17 protein-coding genes and 1 pseudogene are annotated in these 17,266 nt (G+C 43.3%); 10 read left to right on the plus strand and 8 right to left on the minus strand.

Going from position 1 to position 17,266, the window contains the following annotated elements; all coding sequences use genetic code 11:
- Window positions 1–59: 59 nt before the first annotated feature.
- Entirely contained in the window at window positions 60–971 is a 912-nt protein-coding gene (locus T487_RS0104020; RefSeq protein WP_031574312.1) for an STM4504/CBY_0614 family protein, read from the minus strand.
- A gap of 564 nt (window positions 972–1,535) precedes the next feature.
- Here T487_RS0104020 and T487_RS0104025 point away from each other — a divergent pair.
- A complete protein-coding gene (locus T487_RS0104025; RefSeq protein ID WP_031574314.1) occupies window positions 1,536–1,805 on the plus strand; it encodes a hypothetical protein in 270 nt (89 codons plus the stop codon).
- A 618-nt stretch (window positions 1,806–2,423) separates the two neighbouring features.
- Here T487_RS0104025 and T487_RS0104030 read toward each other — a convergent pair.
- The 4 genes and pseudogenes from T487_RS0104030 to T487_RS0104040 all read right to left on the minus strand — a co-directional run.
- Window positions 2,424–2,606, minus strand: a pseudogene (locus T487_RS0104030) (DUF255 domain-containing protein); the annotation flags it as partial.
- 377 nt (window positions 2,607–2,983) lie between these two features.
- Window positions 2,984–3,676 (minus strand): GGDEF domain-containing protein, encoded by a 693-nt coding sequence (locus tag T487_RS15305; protein WP_051651481.1) that lies wholly within the window; start codon window positions 3,674–3,676, stop codon window positions 2,984–2,986.
- Window positions 3,654–4,067 (minus strand): hypothetical protein, encoded by a 414-nt coding sequence (locus T487_RS15750; protein WP_051651482.1) that lies wholly within the window; start codon window positions 4,065–4,067, stop codon window positions 3,654–3,656. The genes T487_RS15305 and T487_RS15750 overlap by 23 nt, the downstream gene beginning before the upstream one ends.
- Window positions 4,068–4,259: 192 nt before the next feature.
- A complete protein-coding gene (locus T487_RS0104040) occupies window positions 4,260–4,994 on the minus strand; it encodes an N-acetylmuramoyl-L-alanine amidase (protein WP_031574317.1) in 735 nt (244 codons plus the stop codon).
- Between the two features lie 141 nt (window positions 4,995–5,135).
- Between T487_RS0104040 and T487_RS0104045 the strand changes: the two genes are divergently transcribed.
- From T487_RS0104045 to T487_RS0104060, 4 genes are all read left to right on the plus strand, one after another.
- Complete coding sequence (locus T487_RS0104045; protein ID WP_031574318.1) at window positions 5,136–5,840, plus strand: transposase; 705 nt, start codon at window positions 5,136–5,138, stop codon at window positions 5,838–5,840.
- A gap of 92 nt (window positions 5,841–5,932) precedes the next feature.
- Window positions 5,933–6,919, plus strand: a complete 987-nt coding sequence (locus tag T487_RS0104050) for an NAD(P)/FAD-dependent oxidoreductase (RefSeq protein ID WP_051651483.1) — start codon at window positions 5,933–5,935, stop codon at window positions 6,917–6,919.
- Window positions 6,920–6,967: 48 nt separating this feature from the next.
- Entirely contained in the window at window positions 6,968–7,612 is a 645-nt protein-coding gene (gene pdo / locus T487_RS0104055; protein WP_031574323.1) for a protein disulfide oxidoreductase, read from the plus strand.
- Between the two features lie 90 nt (window positions 7,613–7,702).
- A complete protein-coding gene (locus tag T487_RS0104060; protein ID WP_031574326.1) occupies window positions 7,703–7,906 on the plus strand; it encodes a DUF6132 family protein in 204 nt (67 codons plus the stop codon).
- Between the two features lie 72 nt (window positions 7,907–7,978).
- On the opposite strand, the gene T487_RS0104065 is transcribed toward T487_RS0104060, so the two are convergent.
- The gene (locus T487_RS0104065; protein ID WP_031574328.1) at window positions 7,979–8,365 is read right to left on the minus strand and encodes a DUF302 domain-containing protein; all 387 of its coding nucleotides are present in this window, start codon (window positions 8,363–8,365) and stop codon (window positions 7,979–7,981) included.
- A gap of 217 nt (window positions 8,366–8,582) precedes the next feature.
- Between T487_RS0104065 and T487_RS0104070 the strand changes: the two genes are divergently transcribed.
- From T487_RS0104070 to T487_RS0104080, 3 genes are read left to right on the plus strand one after another with little or no spacing between them, the layout of a single operon-like run.
- On the plus strand, window positions 8,583–9,779 hold the full coding sequence (locus T487_RS0104070; RefSeq protein WP_031574329.1) for a M20 metallopeptidase family protein: 1,197 nt from the start codon (window positions 8,583–8,585) through the stop codon (window positions 9,777–9,779).
- Window positions 9,776–10,129, plus strand: coding sequence for a DUF952 domain-containing protein (locus tag T487_RS0104075; protein WP_031574330.1), 354 nt, complete (start codon window positions 9,776–9,778; stop codon window positions 10,127–10,129). The genes T487_RS0104070 and T487_RS0104075 overlap by 4 nt, the downstream gene beginning before the upstream one ends.
- A 9-nt stretch (window positions 10,130–10,138) precedes the next feature.
- Window positions 10,139–10,654 carry a hypothetical protein gene (locus T487_RS0104080; RefSeq protein WP_031574333.1) on the plus strand — a complete coding sequence of 172 codons (516 nt, stop codon included), beginning with the start codon at window positions 10,139–10,141 and terminating at the stop codon, window positions 10,652–10,654.
- Between the two features lie 94 nt (window positions 10,655–10,748).
- On the opposite strand, the gene T487_RS0104085 is transcribed toward T487_RS0104080, so the two are convergent.
- On the minus strand, window positions 10,749–12,506 hold the full coding sequence (locus tag T487_RS0104085; RefSeq protein ID WP_031574336.1) for a flavocytochrome c: 1,758 nt from the start codon (window positions 12,504–12,506) through the stop codon (window positions 10,749–10,751).
- Between the two features lie 115 nt (window positions 12,507–12,621).
- Here T487_RS0104085 and T487_RS15755 point away from each other — a divergent pair, with 115 nt between their 5' ends.
- Together T487_RS15755 and T487_RS0104095 are read left to right on the plus strand one after the other, a co-directional pair.
- The gene (locus tag T487_RS15755) at window positions 12,622–14,328 is read left to right on the plus strand and encodes a cache domain-containing sensor histidine kinase (protein WP_051651484.1); all 1,707 of its coding nucleotides are present in this window, start codon (window positions 12,622–12,624) and stop codon (window positions 14,326–14,328) included.
- Window positions 14,321–15,061, plus strand: coding sequence for a response regulator transcription factor (locus tag T487_RS0104095; protein WP_031574342.1), 741 nt, complete (start codon window positions 14,321–14,323; stop codon window positions 15,059–15,061). Before T487_RS15755 ends, T487_RS0104095 begins: the two co-directional genes overlap by 8 nt.
- A gap of 49 nt (window positions 15,062–15,110) precedes the next feature.
- Here T487_RS0104095 and T487_RS0104100 read toward each other — a convergent pair whose 3' ends face one another.
- Window positions 15,111–17,261, minus strand: a complete 2,151-nt coding sequence (locus tag T487_RS0104100; protein WP_031574346.1) for a DNA topoisomerase III — start codon at window positions 17,259–17,261, stop codon at window positions 15,111–15,113.
- Window positions 17,262–17,266 lie beyond the last annotated feature (5 nt).

Here is a 17,266-nt window from a genome sequence, read left to right on the forward strand (position 1 = left end):
AAGGACCTGTATCAACAGGTCCGAGATATATTAAAAATTTGCTTTTAAGGGTTTCTATATTAGACAATACCATTACTTTCCTGATTATCTTTTTCATATAGATTTGCTAAAAATAGAATATTTGTACATGCAAGGTGAAACGCATAGCTTGCAAGTTCTGATGAAACCACCCGTATACTATCTCCTTGTCCATGACCTCCATTATTATTTCTTAGAGGCGGTAACCCGCTTTCCAATGTGCTACGTAGACCAGATAAGTGCGTCCGTAAGTATTCTGGAACATAACCTTCTGTTAAAACTATGTTTATTAATTCTTTAGCTGTTTTCTTTTCCACTTCTGATGCATATCCTTTATTGAAACAAATCGTTTTCATTGTGCTTTCAAATGCTTTCATAGAGAATAAAACAGTATTCTCATAATCACCATCGGTATAATAAGAGAATGCTTTAAATATCTCTTCTTCTGCTCCTTTAAAATCCTTTTCTTTCAAAAAATGTAACGCTGGTTTTGTAACAGTTAAGTGCAGAAGTTCATTATCGACTCTTACAACTTTATCTTCGATAATTTCATATCCCATGTGAGATTGTTTGAACTTATGATTTAGTTCAGAAACAATTTTGTCTTTAGTCCATTCTATGTGATGGTACTCATCCTCATATTCTACAAGGTCACAAGAATTCCATATGAAATAACAAATTACATCGATAAAATCAATTAATTCTTCACTACTACAAGCATAGATAAAGTCTTCAAAAACTGAAGTATCATTAAATTTTCTTGAGAAAATGATTTCTCCTGATTCTTTTTCATATATTCTCGATATATAGTCATTTAATTTATACTTTGAACTAAATAAATACTCATCAAGTATGAGGAAAATTTGAGTCCTTATTTTATTAGAGAAATTGTCATACTCATAAAAATCATTTAAATTCTCTTTGCTATTTCGAATAGAATATAGTTCAAACATGACGTAATCTTCTCCTTATTAACTACTAATACTTTATACTATTTTATCATAATATATACCATAAATCATTACTCTCGCTATGATGTTCTACATTCTATATGGTGTGATTGAACATTATTGGATTACCTACACCAACCTTCCTTAAAGTATGATATCTCTTTTTCAAATACTCTAATTAAAATTATACTCTGTAATTCTTTAGGTACATAGTTGGAATGAAGCTTTCGCTCTTCTATTATTTTTTACCAATCGACATTCATCATACGCAAAAATCAAACTCTACTCATTTATTTTTGTAACCAACTCCTTGAACAACCAATCTAAAGAAAAATAGTCATTAGAAAATATGAAATATACTTCCAAAATCAAATAGGAACACTAAATATGGAAATGCTCTTCTCATCGTTCCTATTTACACTTGTTAGTTGAAGCAATGAGTTGCAAATGCTTCTGAGTAAATATTGCTGAAAGAAAGATTGAAATTTGATATTGAAAATTCTTGATTAACTCCAAACGATTCTTTATATAAAAATAGCACTATTAATTATGGAAGGAGTATTAATTATGAAGAACGTAAAGACAATCAGGTTATCGAAAAACACCGAGCCTGCTAAAGCGTGTACATCTCTTTTATTTATGCTGGAGGAAGGAAATGATGTTGAACTAATAGCCTTAGGAACATCTGCAGCAGTTTTAGCAAAAGTTGCTGCGCTATCATTTAACCTTTCATATGGCAAAATGACATTATCCTATCATCCAAGAATGGAAGTAATTCATGACTCACAAGGTATCCCTCGCAGCGCAGTCATCATGCTAATAAAAGCAGTGCCATGATTACACAATATGATGTCAGAATAGAGAGCTTATGCTCTCTTTTTTTTGAGTCTAACTTCTGGATGCATACGTATATGTATAGAACGATAATACTAATTAATACTAACTTTGAATGTTCAAGAAAAATAAAACACTCTCCCTATATAGTCATAATAAGAGCAGAAATTCTGCTCCTACCACCTATATAAAAGAGTGGATAATCAACCCTGGTTAATATATATGATACGTTTTTCAGCTGACTTTCAGCCTCGGTGTACTGCAAACACTTTACCTTCACTAAGATATTAGCCCTCAATTCGCACCACATCTAATTTTTAGGTACCTAACTCGATATCCCGTCTAATATCGTGGTGTGATGTGCATTTTACCTTACTCCACCTTGAAAAGCTTTAACGTGTCGCCATACAAGAAATATACTATTCATCAGTAAATCCTACTGTATCGTTGATTTTCTGTTTCAGTTGATAATCTTGTATAGATTTTGATAGCTTGTTCTGTTATAGCTTTAATACTATCATCATAATAAATCCTCTTTAGTCTGTATTGTTAAATCTATTTCCAGTTATGATTTCATCAAATACTCTAATTCTACGCTACTAATAACTACTGTTATTAACTAACTTGACACCAGTGACAGGAAGCATATCCTATGGAAAGAAAAATCGGTTTGTCTTCTTTCCTTGCTTTCTCAAAAGCTTCTTCTCCCCAGGGATACCAGTCCACGGGATTCATCGCATGATGTCTGAGATAGGGCGATTTCTCCAAAGCCAGTCTATTCATTTTTTGATCTATATGAGCCATCTGATAACTCTCCTTTATTGATTCAAGTACAATCTGGAACTGTTTCTTTACATCATACTCAAAAAATATTACTGTTTTGTGAAGTTCGAGTTCTGTTCCGAGATCGAAAAATATTTTGTTAATAAAATAACGTTTTCATCCTGTGTATTTTATGTTCTGATCTCAATGGAATACAATGATACAGAATAACCCTCAGTATTTCAGGTTTTTTTCTTGGTTAGCTCTTTACATTTGTATAAAATAATGTTAAAGTATTAACAAATAGGTCGCCAACAAACCTATTTTCATATGTATCTCCCTAACGCATACATGAAAAAAAACTCTTCCCTACACCAGAAGAGTTTTTTTTATGCGTTTTTTTGGTTATTCTACTGAATCTAAGCTTTTTTTGTCTCTTTACAGCGTTTTTTGTCCTTGTACATTTCCATATCCGCAACATCCAGCAGTTTTCTTAGACTGCTGTTCTGATATTCCTTGGAATAAGCATACCCCATGGCATAACTGACACTAATGGCATAATTTGTTGGATTATTCTTCAGTGCAATCTGTTCGGCTTTTAAAGCCTCTGCGAAAGCATTGATTTCTTCCTCCGTTGTATTGCGTAGAATCCCCATAAACTCATCACCAGCAATTCTTCCCACAAACATCCCCTTTGGCGCAGCACGCCGAAGGATGGTTGCAAAGCTTGAAATGAGAAGATCTCCATAACTGTGTCCTAACGTGTCATTCACTTCTTTGAGGTTATTGAGATCAAACATAAAACAGCAGACCGCTTCTTTTTCACCAAGGATCTCCCCTTTGGAAAGCTCATGTTCGCAGCTTCTGCTGTTCGGCAGACCTGTATTTACATCTATATACGCAATGACATTGAGCTTCTTATTCAGTTTGATTTCTCCAAAGATCTGTATACAAAGGACTACTAATATCACGCTGAGCATGAGGATCAGAAAAATTTCGTAGGTCAAAAGCCTGGAAGCAATGTTTTCTGAATAGCTTTCGGCTGCATCCACAGCTTGATCCGCATGGGTAAAGAACAGCTCGCTTTTTTCATAAAGAAGAGGCTTCGTCATCGGATTCTCCCGGAAAATCAGGATGTTTTTTTTTCAGTGCGTCCCATCCTGATACTAAAACTTCCAGTTTCTCCCGATAATATTCATTCGTGATGGGCGTAATATTATAAGTGCTTTCTCCATGGGTCAACCCACCCATGATCTCATCCAGTCGAGCCATATCAGCATCACCCCGAATTCCTGTAAACTCTTTCTTGATGAGCCTCTGGCTTGCCCCTCGAACCAGTCCGGTATAATTGATGACTCTGCCTGTTCCCTGTATTTTATGGATGGTAATCATCATCATGCTGAAAAGGAACATGGTAAGTATCAGTGACACTCCCATGAATACCAGGAGCTTTACTCTCTTTTGTCTTGCTTTCAGCCGCTCAAAATTTGTTATATCTTCCATAATTCTCTCCGATTTCTTTTCGTTTAATTTGCTTTATACCATCTCTACGGTTTTTATCACCTTCGAAAAAGCATCACACTTCTTCTCTTCGCCCATCCTATCCTATTATCGAAGTACTTTCATGAAAAGTTAAGCCTTTTCCCTTCTTCTCTAGAAAGTCACTGCTATTGTCTTAAACTCGAACAGAAATCCTTATCTGCAGCTGATGAATCCTTCAAAACCTAGACTCCAAAGCTTGGCTTTCAGTTCCTCCGCATTTTCAATCTTTCGGAAAGCTCCCACCTGAACTCTGTAGAGGGGGCTCTCATCAGCAGCTTGGCTTACAGATTCTTTGATCTGATTATTTCCTGTCTTTTTCTCCACCTGTAGAAATTTCGCCAGGGCTCTTCCGTAGCTTTTCGCAATGGCTTCCTTATTCCCTGTCATCCACTTGGCAATGTCCACATGGTCATGGAAATTGGTCTCCATAAGAACCGGCGTGATCCCGTACTCATAAGGCGTTCTGATTTCACCAAATCCTTTCCCCTGAAAAGCCTTCATGCCATCCACGAGCGGCTCAGACCGGTTGCTTCCATAGGGACAGATGCCATTGAGCTCCTCCACCAAAATTTTACCAAGGGATTTTGAATCTTTTGACGCTGGATGAAAAAGCGCGACAGCTCCTTTTGCTTTTCCTGCTCCTCCCGCATTGGAATGAATGGCCAGATAAATACTGCACCCCTTGTCTTTCGCCTCCTTTGGCCTGCCATTCATGCCAATATCCAGCGAAAGATCCGCCAGCACCGTATCAATACCATAGTCCTTTTCCAGAATTCCCTTCAATAGTCTGGACACTTCTACCATTTCCTTTTCCTCATTGGTGTTTCCCGCGGCGTAGCTGTTATGGGGCTGCTTGCTTGGTGAAAGATATACTTTCGGATGTCTCATATGTATTCCTCCTCACTTGCTGAATCTCTTCCTTCACTCTTATCTATGCGTTGTATCATAAAAAAGCAAAAAGTTACGGGGACGGTACTTGAATTATGTTTTTCATTGTGATAGGATAGTACCAGAAGGCAGGTGAACAAAGTGGCAAGAAAAGCACGAATCAAAGACCCCTACGGCACTTTCCACATCACCCAGTCCGGTGGTGGTCAAAAACTGCTGTTTGAAAAAGAGGAAGACAGGACACAGTTTCTGGAGATTCTGAAGAAAGCCCAGCTGCAGTTCCAGTTCAAGCTTTATGCTTATTGCCTCTTGTCAGACAACCAGTACCATCTTGTCATGGATCTGAACGGTGCGGATATGTCCAAAGTGATGAAAAGCATCAACATCGGCTATGCCATATATAAAGATCAGAAGGAACCGCTTTTCAAAGACCGTTATAAAAGTGAACTGCTGAAAGAGACCGAAGATGCGGAGGATGTGGTGAGAAGTCTCCACAAAAATGGCGTTACAGGATCCCTTTGGAACAGCTACTGCACCTATGACAAAGAATCCCCTTTAAAACTGGACTGGATCTCTCCCATAGAAAAGAGCGCGGACAAAAAAGACACTTCTCCCTGCAGAAACTGCATGGAAACCCTGAAGGAAGCAGAAGTGAAGCTCAAAGAATTTTCCTTGGAAAGAGGACTTCCCCTGGAAGATCTTCTGAAAGATAAGGAGATCCGAAATGATCTCATTCTAAAGTTCCGAAAAAACTCCACCCTGTCCCTGAAAGAACTGGGTATACTGTTTGGTGGCCTTTCGGAATCCAGCATCTGTAAAATTCTAAGCACTGTATGTGAAAAGTAAGGACAGGCATGACACCATGCCTATTTTATACCATCATTATTCAAGTACTGTCCCCTTAAAAGGACAGAGAGCAACAACTAGGAGGCAAGCACATGTCATTTTCATTTCAGATCGACCTGAAAAAAGGCACCGTCTCAAAAGACACAAAAAAACTGAATCCGGATATCCTCTATGACCTTCTTGTCATTGGGGGAGGTCCTGCAGGTCTAAATGCAGCCCTCTACGCCAAGAGAAAGGGCTTGGAAGTCGGTATCATCACCAAGCGAAAAGGAGGACTTCTGCTGGATACCTCCGTGGTAGACAACTACCTGGGCATCAAAGAAATGAGTGGAGAGTCCATTGCTGATGAGTTTCTACGCCATGTGGAAACACTGGAAGTGCCCATCAAAGACGACAGTGAAGTGGTGGGATACACAAAAGATGGAGAAGAACATCTTCTGACGCTATATTCCGGAGAGATGTTTAAAGCAAAAACCATCCTCATTGCCACAGGATCCAATCCAAGGCATCTTAGTGTTCCCGGCGAAGACCTCTACGCAGGGAAAGGCGTTGCCTACTGCGCCATCTGTGACGCACCACTTTTCAAAAACAAAGAGGTCCTCATCGCAGGCGGCGGGAACTCTGCTGTTGAAGCGGCGCTGGATCTGGCAAAAGTTGCCACATCCGTGACCTTAGTACACAGAAGTCAGCTCAGAGCCGATGCGGTTTTAACAGATAAACTGAAGGATGATCCGAAAATCAGCGTGCATCTGGAGACCCAGATTGAAGAGATTTTTGGAGAAACAGCCATGAAGGGAATCCGAGTCCTTCATAAAGATACCGGAAAAGAAGAAGAGCTTTATGCAGACGGCCTTTTCATTGAAATCGGTCATCTGCCCAATACAGGCATCTTTAAAAGTCTCCTGGAACTAAACGACCGAGGTGAGATCCTGGTGGATGAGAAAAACAGAACCAGTCTTCCCGGAGTCTTTGCTGCAGGAGATGTCACCACCGTCCCCTACAAACAGATTGTTATTGCCGCCAGTGATGGGGCCAAAGCCGCTCTTGGTGTCAATGAATACCTGAACAGCCACGGATGAAAATACGAAAGCAACCAAATAAGTAAGATATAACGGAGGAAAATACTAATGAAAATGTTCAATGAAGAAATCCAGGACCAGCTGAGAGAAATTTTTGCAGACCTTAAAGGAGATGTGACCATCGCTCTCTTCACCAAAGAAGGAGAATGCGCCACCTGCGAAGAGACCCTATCCTATATGCAGGAAGTGGAAGAGCTCAGCGATAAGATCCATCTGAAGCGATACGATCTGGACAAAGACACAGAACTTGCAGAGAAATATGGTGTAGAAATGGTACCATCCATTGTGCTTCTAGACAGCAACAAGAACTACAGAGGCATCAAGTTCAACGGAATTCCAGCAGGCCACGAAATCAACTCCTTTATTCCAGCACTTCTGGAAGTATCCGGAAATGAAAGTGAGCTGCCAAAAGAACTGGAAGAAAGAATTATGAAGATCGATAAGCCCATCAACATCAAAGTCTTCATCACCCTCTCCTGCCCACATTGCCCAGGTGCAGTACAGAAGGCTCATAAGATGGCTCTTATGAATCCCATGATTCAGGCAGAAATGATCGAAGCAGAAACCTTTGGTGAACTGTCCATGAAGCACAATGTGTCCGGTGTACCGAAGATCGTCATCAATGACCAGTATGATCTTCTCGGAAACCAGCCTATTCAGGAATTCCTGAACACCATGGAGAAAGTATCTTAGTTTGATTGTTGTAACCCCACATTCCCCTATAAAGAATGAAAGGATGACAGTACCGCCATCCTTTTCTTCTTTCTCAAAAAGGAGAACACTATGGAAAAGAAACAGATGACCCCACAGGATCGGAGGAAGAAAAGAGCTATGAAAATTGCTTTGGGTATTGTTCTAGGAGGCCTTGCAGGCTATCTTTACTACTACTTCATCGGATGTGACGGAACCTGTCCCATCTCTTCAAACCCCATCCGCTCCATCCTTTATGGATCCGTGGTGGGTACCCTTCTAGGATCCGCTTTTTAGCTGAATATTCCATAAAGAAGAAGCCGCTTCCTCCAACAATTGGAAAGGAAACAGCTACTTCTTTTTTGCTTTTTATACAGTTTTCTCGATGGCATCTTTGAGGATATTCTCCACTTCCAGAGCCACATTGCCAAGGTCGATGCCTTCCATGATGTCTGCAAGCTTTGTAGGCTTCATCATGCCAATGTGGACACCATCTTCCTTCTCAAAAATCACCATCTTGCAGGGGAGCATATAGCCCGCTTCCAGATGGGCATCCAGTACAATTTTGGCTTTAGGAGGATTGCACACTTCCATCACTTGAAAATTCTTATGAAACTCCAATCCTTTTTCCGTCAGCTTATCTTTGAAATTCATTTCCCACAGGACGCCAAATCCTCTTTCCATGAGATTCTTCTTCAGCTCCTCATGGGCATTTTCAAATGTCTTCTCTGTTCTCTTTTCAAAAGTCATGCTCATTTTATTCCCTCCAGTGGATTCGATTCTATTATAATCAATATACCACTAGGGGGTATATATTTCAATCTTCTTTCGGCACTGTTCACCATAATTTCAACCTATACTTTCCTTGTTCACAAATGTGTACACTCTCCCCTATAATCTGAACCGCTATTCATTGACAGATACAGCTTTCTTCAGATAGAATTATCAGAAAACAGTCTCCAAGGAGGAACTTATGAGAAAGCTATCCCCATCCACTGAAAAATACCGTGACTATGTCATTGGTGCAAGGCGTCACCTGCATGCCAACCCCGAAACATCCCTGGAGGAAGTTCTAACCACGGCTTATCTGATGAGAGAACTGGATGCCATGGGCATTCCCTATATCAAGGGAGAACCTACTGGACTTGTGGCAACCATCAAAGGAAAGAAACCCGGGAAAACAGTGGCCTTGCGAAGTGATATGGATGCCCTGAACATTCTGGAAAAAAATGATGTTTCCTATAAATCTCAGGTGGATGGGAAAATGCATGCCTGCGGCCATGATGGTCATACGGCTATTCTTCTTGGAGCTGCCAGGATCCTGAAAGACCAGATGGAGGAACTCCCTGGAACGGTGCACCTTATATTCCAACCGGCAGAAGAAACGGGACATGGCGCAAAAATTCTTATAAATACAGGCACCTGGTATGAAGAAACGGACAATATCTTTGGCGCTCACCTCTGGTCTTATCTGCCTACAGGAAAGATTTCCTTGGAGCCTGGCCAGCGCATGGCGGCCACAGATAGGTTCCAGATTAAGATTCAAGGACTTTCCGGTCATGGATCCATGCCGCACCAGACCGTAGATGCCGTGGTGGTGGCTTCAGCCATGGTGATGAATTTTCAGACCATCGTGAGCCGGGAATACAGCCCCATGGAACCTCTGGTGGTTTCTGTCGGCTCTATCCACAGTGGCACAGCCTTTAACATCATCTCCGGCGAAGCCGTTCTTGAAGGAACCATACGTTATTTCAGTAAAGACATCGGAAAGACCATTGAGTCCAGCATGAGACGTGTCATGGAAAGCACTGCAGCTCTCTATGGCGCCTCTGCAGAAATGATATATACCTATAATCTTCCACCTGTGGTGAATGATGAAGCCTCCTCTGCCTTGGCTTACGAAGCCGCTTCAAGGATTCTGGGAGAAGAGAATATTGTTCTTCAGGAAAAAACCACGGGCGGGGAAGACTTCGCCTTCTATCTGGAACATAAACCCGGCTGCTTTGTCTTCATTGGCTCCGGAAACCATGAAAAAGGAACGGATTTTGCCCATCACAATGACCATTTTGATCTGGACGAAGACGTTCTTCTTCATGGAAGTGCCCTCTATGCGGAGTATGCAGTAAGCTTCCTGAAAAAGGAAGCACAGAAGGAGGAAAAACCACGATGATTCTTCATTGCCTAAAAAAAGAAACCTGGGAAAGAGTGAAAAACAGCGCTTACTATTCTTCGGAAAGCTTGTCTGCAGAAGGGTTCATCCACTGCTCTCCCATAGAGTACTTCCACCGTGTGGCCCCTAACTTTAAAGAGATCAAGGAGGATCTTCTTCTCCTTCTGTTAGAAGAGGACAAGATTGAAGCAAAGGTCCGCTGGGAAGACCCTGAGAATCTTGGTAGAGTCTACCCCCATATTTACGGCCCATTAAACCTCTCCTCTGTGACCGCTGTACTTCCATTTTTGAAGGATAAAGAAGGAAACTTCATCAAAAATCCTGAACTGACAGACTATGAAGATAAGTAGGAGAAAAAAATGAGCAGTTACCAGTTTTTAGCCAGTGACCACCCCTTTGAAAAACTTGAAAACCCTTTCCTGGAACACCTCTCCATCCGGGAGGCCCTGGAAAGAAACATGGACATTCCAGACTTCATGCTGGAAAATCCAGATATGGACCCGGAGGAAAAGATCTTTCTTCTCTGTGATACAGAAGAGCATCTGGAAGACCTGGAACTGCATCCTGAAGAGATAAGCTTTCCAGAAGTCTCTGCCAGACTTACCGAGAACCCCTATGTGGTGGAACTACAGTGGCGTTACAGCAAAGAAAGAGCCGAGACACTACTGGCCTACATCCGCAAACATCTGGCGTCAGCAAAGAACCTGGAGATCTTCAGCCTCTGGCTGGACGAAGAAGGCGAGCCCCACCGTATGGAAGTGACACTGGACTGCCTGAATCTAAGGCATCTCTCATTTCTGGATCTTTCGGACGGGTATCAAGGCCCCAGGTCTCTTCACGTTAAAAATAGCCACCCTGACTACAAAGAATCCTGAGGATTTCTAAAAAATGAAGAAGCAGCACGCAAAAAAATGGGCGTGCTGCTTTTAAATCTCAGGAAGCATTGCTTCTAGAGAGATAGGGGCTTGTTTATTTTGAGACAGACTCACCGGCAATTCTGCCAAACACAGTAATATCTGCAATGGCATTGCTGCCCAGTCTGTTGGTGCCATGAATGTCTCCTACAACTTCACCTGCTGCAAAAAGACCTTCAATCACTTTCCCTTCCGTGCTTACCACCTGAGCTTCTGTGTTAATCTTGATTCCGCCCATGGTATGGTGGATGGCTGGCTTGGACACCATGATGTAGTAAGGACCTTCTCCAAAAGGAACCAGGTTCCCTCTTTTATTGAACTCCAGGTCCTTCCCGTCCTTTGCATACTGGTTGTAGTTCTCCACAGTCTTCTTCAGCTCTTCTGCATCAATCTCAAAGAAAGCCGCCGCTTCTTCTAAGGTATCCGCTTTCACCAGCTGTTTTCTTGCGATGAGACCATTGTACTCCGCCGCATGCTTCACATCCATTCCGGAGTCCTCCATGGCAGAAGCATCCCAGAACATGTAGGAAACACCGCCGGTCTGCTGAAGCACCGCCTTAGAGATCACATCTCTTCTCTCCAGCTCCTCCACAAAACGCTTTCCTTCCTTGTTCACCAGAATAGAGCGTCCTTCCATTCTCACATCACCCACGTATAGCAGAGCACCGGACTGTGTGTCACAGGTTGGATAAGCCTGGATGAAGCTCATATCCACCAGGGATGCTCCGATCTTTTCTGCCATAACAAGGCCATCTCCCATGCTGCCCACAGAGTTTGTGGAAAGGTATCCTTCTCCCATCTCTTCATTGTACTTGGCACGCATTTCTTTGTTGTATCCAAAACCGCCAGATGCCATGATGACACCTTTCTTTGCTGTGTATTCAATGATCTGTCCATGATACTCCGCTTTCACCCCAGTCACACGGCCATTCTCATCCATGATGAGCTCTGTGGCTTTTGTTTCAAGATGCAGTGGGGATGCAGTCTCTTTCAGCTTTTCTGTAAGCTTGTGGATCATCTCGTACCCTGTGGCATTCTTTGGCACCAGGCTTCTTTCCACAGAGTGGCCACCAAAGAACAGCATATAGTCTTCAAAGATCATACCTACTTCATCCCGAAGCCACTCGGCTCCCTCCAGGGCTTTGTCCGCAAGCACTCTGGCAAGAGCAGGATTGCTTTCCTCATCTCCGCCCTTCATGATATCCCCATAGAAAAGATCTGCACTGTCTTCTATAGCTTCCTTTTCCTGTACCCAGTTCTCTGGTGCTGCATACTCTCCTCCAGAGATGAGAGTATTACCTCCCGCCATGGGCATTTTTTCTAAAACGATGACGTTCATGCCGTTCTCCGCCGCAGTGATGGCAGCTGTAAGTCCTGCGCCACCTGCCCCAATGACAATGACATCCGCATCATACTTTTCTTCTCTTTTTTCTGGTGCTGGCTTTTCCTTCTTCAGAAGAAGCGACTTGTCTGCCCCTGTTTTACTGAAGGCATCCTGAACTGCCAGACGGAACCCCACAGAAGTCAGAGTGGCTCCGGAGACAACGTCCACATCCAGATTATTGGTTGCTATGATCTCTTCTTTCAGCATGTTCATGGCTTCAGAAAGCCCTTCGGATTCCTGATTTTCCAGGACCTCGATGTCCGCAACCTTCTGATCTTTCATGGTAAGAGAGACTTTGATTTCTCCGCCTCTTCCATTGCCAGTTCCTTCAAAAGTCCCATCTGGAATACTGTCTTTTGCTCCATTTCCACAAGCCGCAGAAGTCAGCGACAACGAAAGCAGCAAGAGCATCGCCATAATTTTTCTCATAAAACCCTCCAAAAATCATTATTTGTTATTTCCTTAACAGTGTAGTACAATTCTTTCGTGCAGTCTTTGCACTTCCCCGTCAAGATTTTATACTTTTATGCAAATGGAGAAAATAATGAAGCTTAAATGGAAATTCACCCTGCTCTTTACCCTTATTCTCACCGGCACCTTTGTCCTTTCTGCTGTTTTCACTTCATACAGAAGCTATGAGAGCAGCCGGAAGACCACCGATGAACTGAGTCTCAAGCTTATGTCCTCCAAGGCCAGCGAAGTCTCCGGATGGCTCAGCCAAAGGATCCGGGAGCTGCATACCATCAGCCGGACTCCCACCGTCACTGCCATGGAGGAGACCGCTTTAAAGGAGTATGTGACAAAGCTCAGCAGTGATATGGATGCCTACTACGGAAACGAGTATGGCACCTTCGGGATCAATGATTTCAGCGGACTGGAATACATCACAGAAAATCAGACCATAGACGTCAGAGACCGCAGCTACTTCAAAGAAATGCTTGTCACGGACAAACCCTATCTTTTCAGTGCACCGGTGTCTTCCAAGACAGATGGTACCCCCATCACTGTACTCTGCTACGGCATATCTGGTGAAGATGGCAGCAAAAAGGGCTTTGTGGCTGCCTCTATTTCACTTAAAAAACTCACAGAAATCACTGGAAATCTCTCCATCTACGAAGGAAAGACCATGATCATGGACCGCCGGGGGATGATGTACACCATGGGGGCTGAAAGCTATCCAAAAGAGATCCTCACAAAGATCAGAGAATCTATTCCTTCCGATTCTCCTTCCTCTGTGGTTCAGAAGGCCATCGATGAGAATCATCATGCTTTCTATGCTGAAATTCCTTCCAGTCCAGGCTGGTATCTGTGCACGCTGGTGGAAAATGAGAAGCTCTACAAAGAAGCTTCCGCACTGAGTCTTTCCCTCTCCAAAGTATTTGTCACCATGTTTGGCGCTGGCATCTTAGGTGCTTTTTTCATCAGCAGCCAGATCACAAGAAGAATCACAAACCTGTCTGTGGCCATGGATCATGTACAGGAGGGGGATTTCAGCAGTCAGCTGCCTGTAAAAGGCAATGATGAGATTGCCGATTTGTCCCGCCATTTCAACAGTATGGTGAAGGATCTTAAAAGGCTCATGAAAGAAGTGGTGGAAACCCAGAAAGAAAAGCGTCAACGAGAGCTTGAGATTCTCCAGGCTCAGATCAATCCCCACTTCATCTATAACACGTTAGACACCTTACAGTGGAAGGCACTTGAATATGACGCTTCTGATCTTTCAGAGCTCATTTTATCCCTGTCCAGCTTCTTCCGGGTGTCCCTCAGTAAAGGAAAAGAGATGATTCCTCTTCGTGAGGAACTCCAGCATGTAAGAAGCTACCTGGATATCCAAAAAGCAAGATACGAAGAGATTCTCACCTATGAGATCCAGGTGGATGAATCCCTCTATGATATGTCTCTTCCAAAAATCCTGCTGCAGCCTCTGGTGGAAAATGCCATCTATCATGGGATAAAACCAAAACTATCTCACGGGAAAATCATCATCTTCTCTCAACTGGAGGGAAGGGACCTGCTTCTAAAGGTCCAGGATAACGGCGTAGGAATGACAGAAGAACAGGTGAACCAGCTGGAAGAAGCTTTTGAAGGCAAACGGCAACCTGTGAGCTATGGTCTTCATAACGTCCATCAGAGGGTAAGGTTGACCTATGGAAGCCCCTATGGCCTTCATGTGGAAAGTTCTAATCAAGAAGGGACCACCGTCACCATCAGACTGCCCCTAGGGAAAAAGGAGGAGATCTACGATGTATAAACTGCTCATCTGCGACGATGAAGCCATCATTAGAAACGGACTGAAAGCCATCATTGAGAAGACGTGTACTGATTATGACATCATCGGTCTTGCCTCCAATGGTTTTGAAGCCCATGAGATGATCCTTTTTGAAGAACCTGATCTGGTGCTTATGGACATCAATATGCCTGGAATGACAGGCCTCGAGATCATGGAGAATGTTCAAACACAAGGAATCCATTCGAAGTTCATCATCATCTCCGGGTATGACGAATTCCAGTATGCCCAGAAGGCCGTGAAGCTTCGGGCACTGGATTATATTCTGAAGCCCATCGATAGAAAAAAGCTTCTGCAATCACTGGAGACTGCCCTTCATGATCTGATACAGGAAAATCATGCAAAGAAGGAGAACACGTTGAGTGCGGATGAAAACCTGGAGAAAAAAGCCCTTCAACTTCTCTACCGCAATTACGGAAACTCAGATTTTTCCCTGCAGAGCCTGGCGAATCTTCTCCACATAAGCACCTCTTCCCTCAGCAGAATGCTGAAAAAAGAGACTGGTCTAAGTTTCTCCGAATATCTCACAAAGATTCGGATAGAGTCCTCCATGTGTCTTCTGAAAAACAGTAAAGACCTCTCCGTTCTTGAGATTTCAGAAAAAGCAGGGTATAAAAACCAGCACTATTTCTGTAAGGTCTTCCGCCAGTATACTGGAAAAACGCCATCAGAGTATCGGCATAGCACCATTAATTAAAAAGGAGCTGCTGTTCACTAAGTAAATGAACAGCAGCTCCTTTTATGTACTATTTGAACAGATCTTTCAGCGCATCGCTTAAAGCAGAATTCACTGGCTCATCGTTACTCTTGTTGAGCTGATTGAGATATTTTTTCACATCGCCCTTCTTCATGGCAGTGCCTTCTTTTTCTCTTCTTGCCTGGAAAGCGGTGAGCTTTTCTCTATAGCCGCAGACGCACCTGAAGTGCTTCCCATCTCCTTCTCCATGAAGCTCCATTTTCTTCTTGCATTCTGGACATCTGGCGTTGCTTTGGGTGGACAGCGTCTTTCTGAAGCCGCACTCCCGGTCCTGGCATACCAGCATATTGGACTTCTTGCCCTTTACTTCTAGAAGGTTCTTGCCGCACTCTGGACACTTCTGGCTGGAAAGATTCTCGTGTCTGAAGGTTTCCTTGGAGCCTTTGATTTCTCCGATGACTTTTCTTGTGTACTCTTCCATTTCACGTATAAAGGCTTCCTCTTTCAGCTGTCCGGCACGGATCATCTCCAGCTTTTTCTCCCACCTTGCTGTCATCTCCGGTGAAGTCAGATCTTCTGGAGCAAGCTTTATAAGCTGTCTTCCCTTTTCTGTGATATGGATCTCTTTGCCCCGCTTCTCAAGAACAAAGGAAGAAAAGAGCTTTTCAATGATATCTGCTCTAGTGGCCACAGTGCCCAGTCCACTGGTTTCCTTCAGAATATTTTCAAGAGACTTGTCTTTTGTCTCCATATACTTTCCAGGATTCTCCATGGCTGATAAAAGTGTGGCATCCGTGAAATAGGCAGGTGGCTGTGTGAGTCCTCTTTCAAGGAGTACTCTTTCGATGGTGACCTTGTCTCCTTTTTTAAACTGACTGCTTCTTTCTTCCAGTTCCTCTTCCTCGTCCTTCACAAGAGCCCGGTATCCTTCCTGGATGGTTCTTTTTGTGGATGCTTTGAACTTTTCTCCTGCGCATTCTCCATGAATCTGCATCTCCTCATAAACATAGGAATCCATCAGAACCGACAGGAATCTTTTAACCACCAGCAGATAGATTTTACGTTCTTTGTCCGTCAGGGTGGAAAGCACCACAGATTCTTCTGTAGGAATGATGGCATGATGGTCAGAAACTTTTGCATCATTGATGAAATTCTTCTTTTCTTTGATGCCTTTTCTAAGGATATCCATGCCAATCTTACTAAGATCGCCTACTGCAGAAGCCTTCACTCGGTCTTTCAGTGTGGCCAGAAGGTCCTTCGTCAGATATCTGGAGTCGGTTCTAGGATACGTCAGCACTTTGTGCCGCTCATAGAGCATCTGCATGATGTTCAGTGTTTCCTTGGGACTGAACCCGTAGAAATTGCTGGCATCTCTCTGAAGCTCCGTCAGATCATAAAGAAGCGGCGCATCTTTTCTTTTTTCTTTAGTGGTCACCTCAGAAATGAGAAGGTTCTTGTTCTGCAGAAGATCATACTTTTTCTTCGCTTCTTCTTCCTTAAAAATTCTACCACCCTCATGATGGAAGGTCAGTCCCTGTACTTTGAGTTTCAAGGTATGGAAAGGGACTGGAATAAAAGCTCTGATTTCTTCTTCTCTTGCCTTCACCATGGCTAGGGTCGGTGTCTGAACCCTGCCTAAAGAAAGCTGGGCATTATGCTTCACAGTCAGCGCTCTGGTGGCATTGATCCCCACGATCCAGTCCGCCTGGCTTCTTGCTTCAGCTGAATAAAACAGAGTCTCATAGAGCTTCGCATCCTTGAGATTTTTAAACCCATCCCGGATGGCCTTTTCCGTCACTGAGGAAATCCAGAGCCTTTTCAAGGGTTTTCTTGCTCCTGCTTTTTGGAGGATCCAGCGGGCAACCAGCTCTCCTTCACGGCCTGCGTCAGTGGCGATGATGATGCTGGTCACATCTTTTCTGTCCAGAAGAAACTTCACTGTATTATACTGCTTTCTTGTTTTCCCGATGACGGAGAGCTTCATTCTCTCTGGAATTATGGGCAGAAGCTCCATTTTCCATTCTTTGTACTCCGGCTTATATTCTTCCGGAGCAGCTAACGTCACCAGATGCCCCATGGCCCAGGTGACAATATAGTCTTTCCCTTCAATATATCCGTCTTTTGAACTGCTTAGCCCCAGTGCTTTTGCGATGTCTTTCCCAACGGATGGTTTCTCCGCAAGTATCAGTGCTTTACTCATGTCTT

Origin of the sequence: Proteiniclasticum ruminis DSM 24773, assembly GCF_000701905.1 — a bacterium.
Lineage (GTDB): Bacteria > Bacillota > Clostridia > Clostridiales > Clostridiaceae > Proteiniclasticum > Proteiniclasticum ruminis.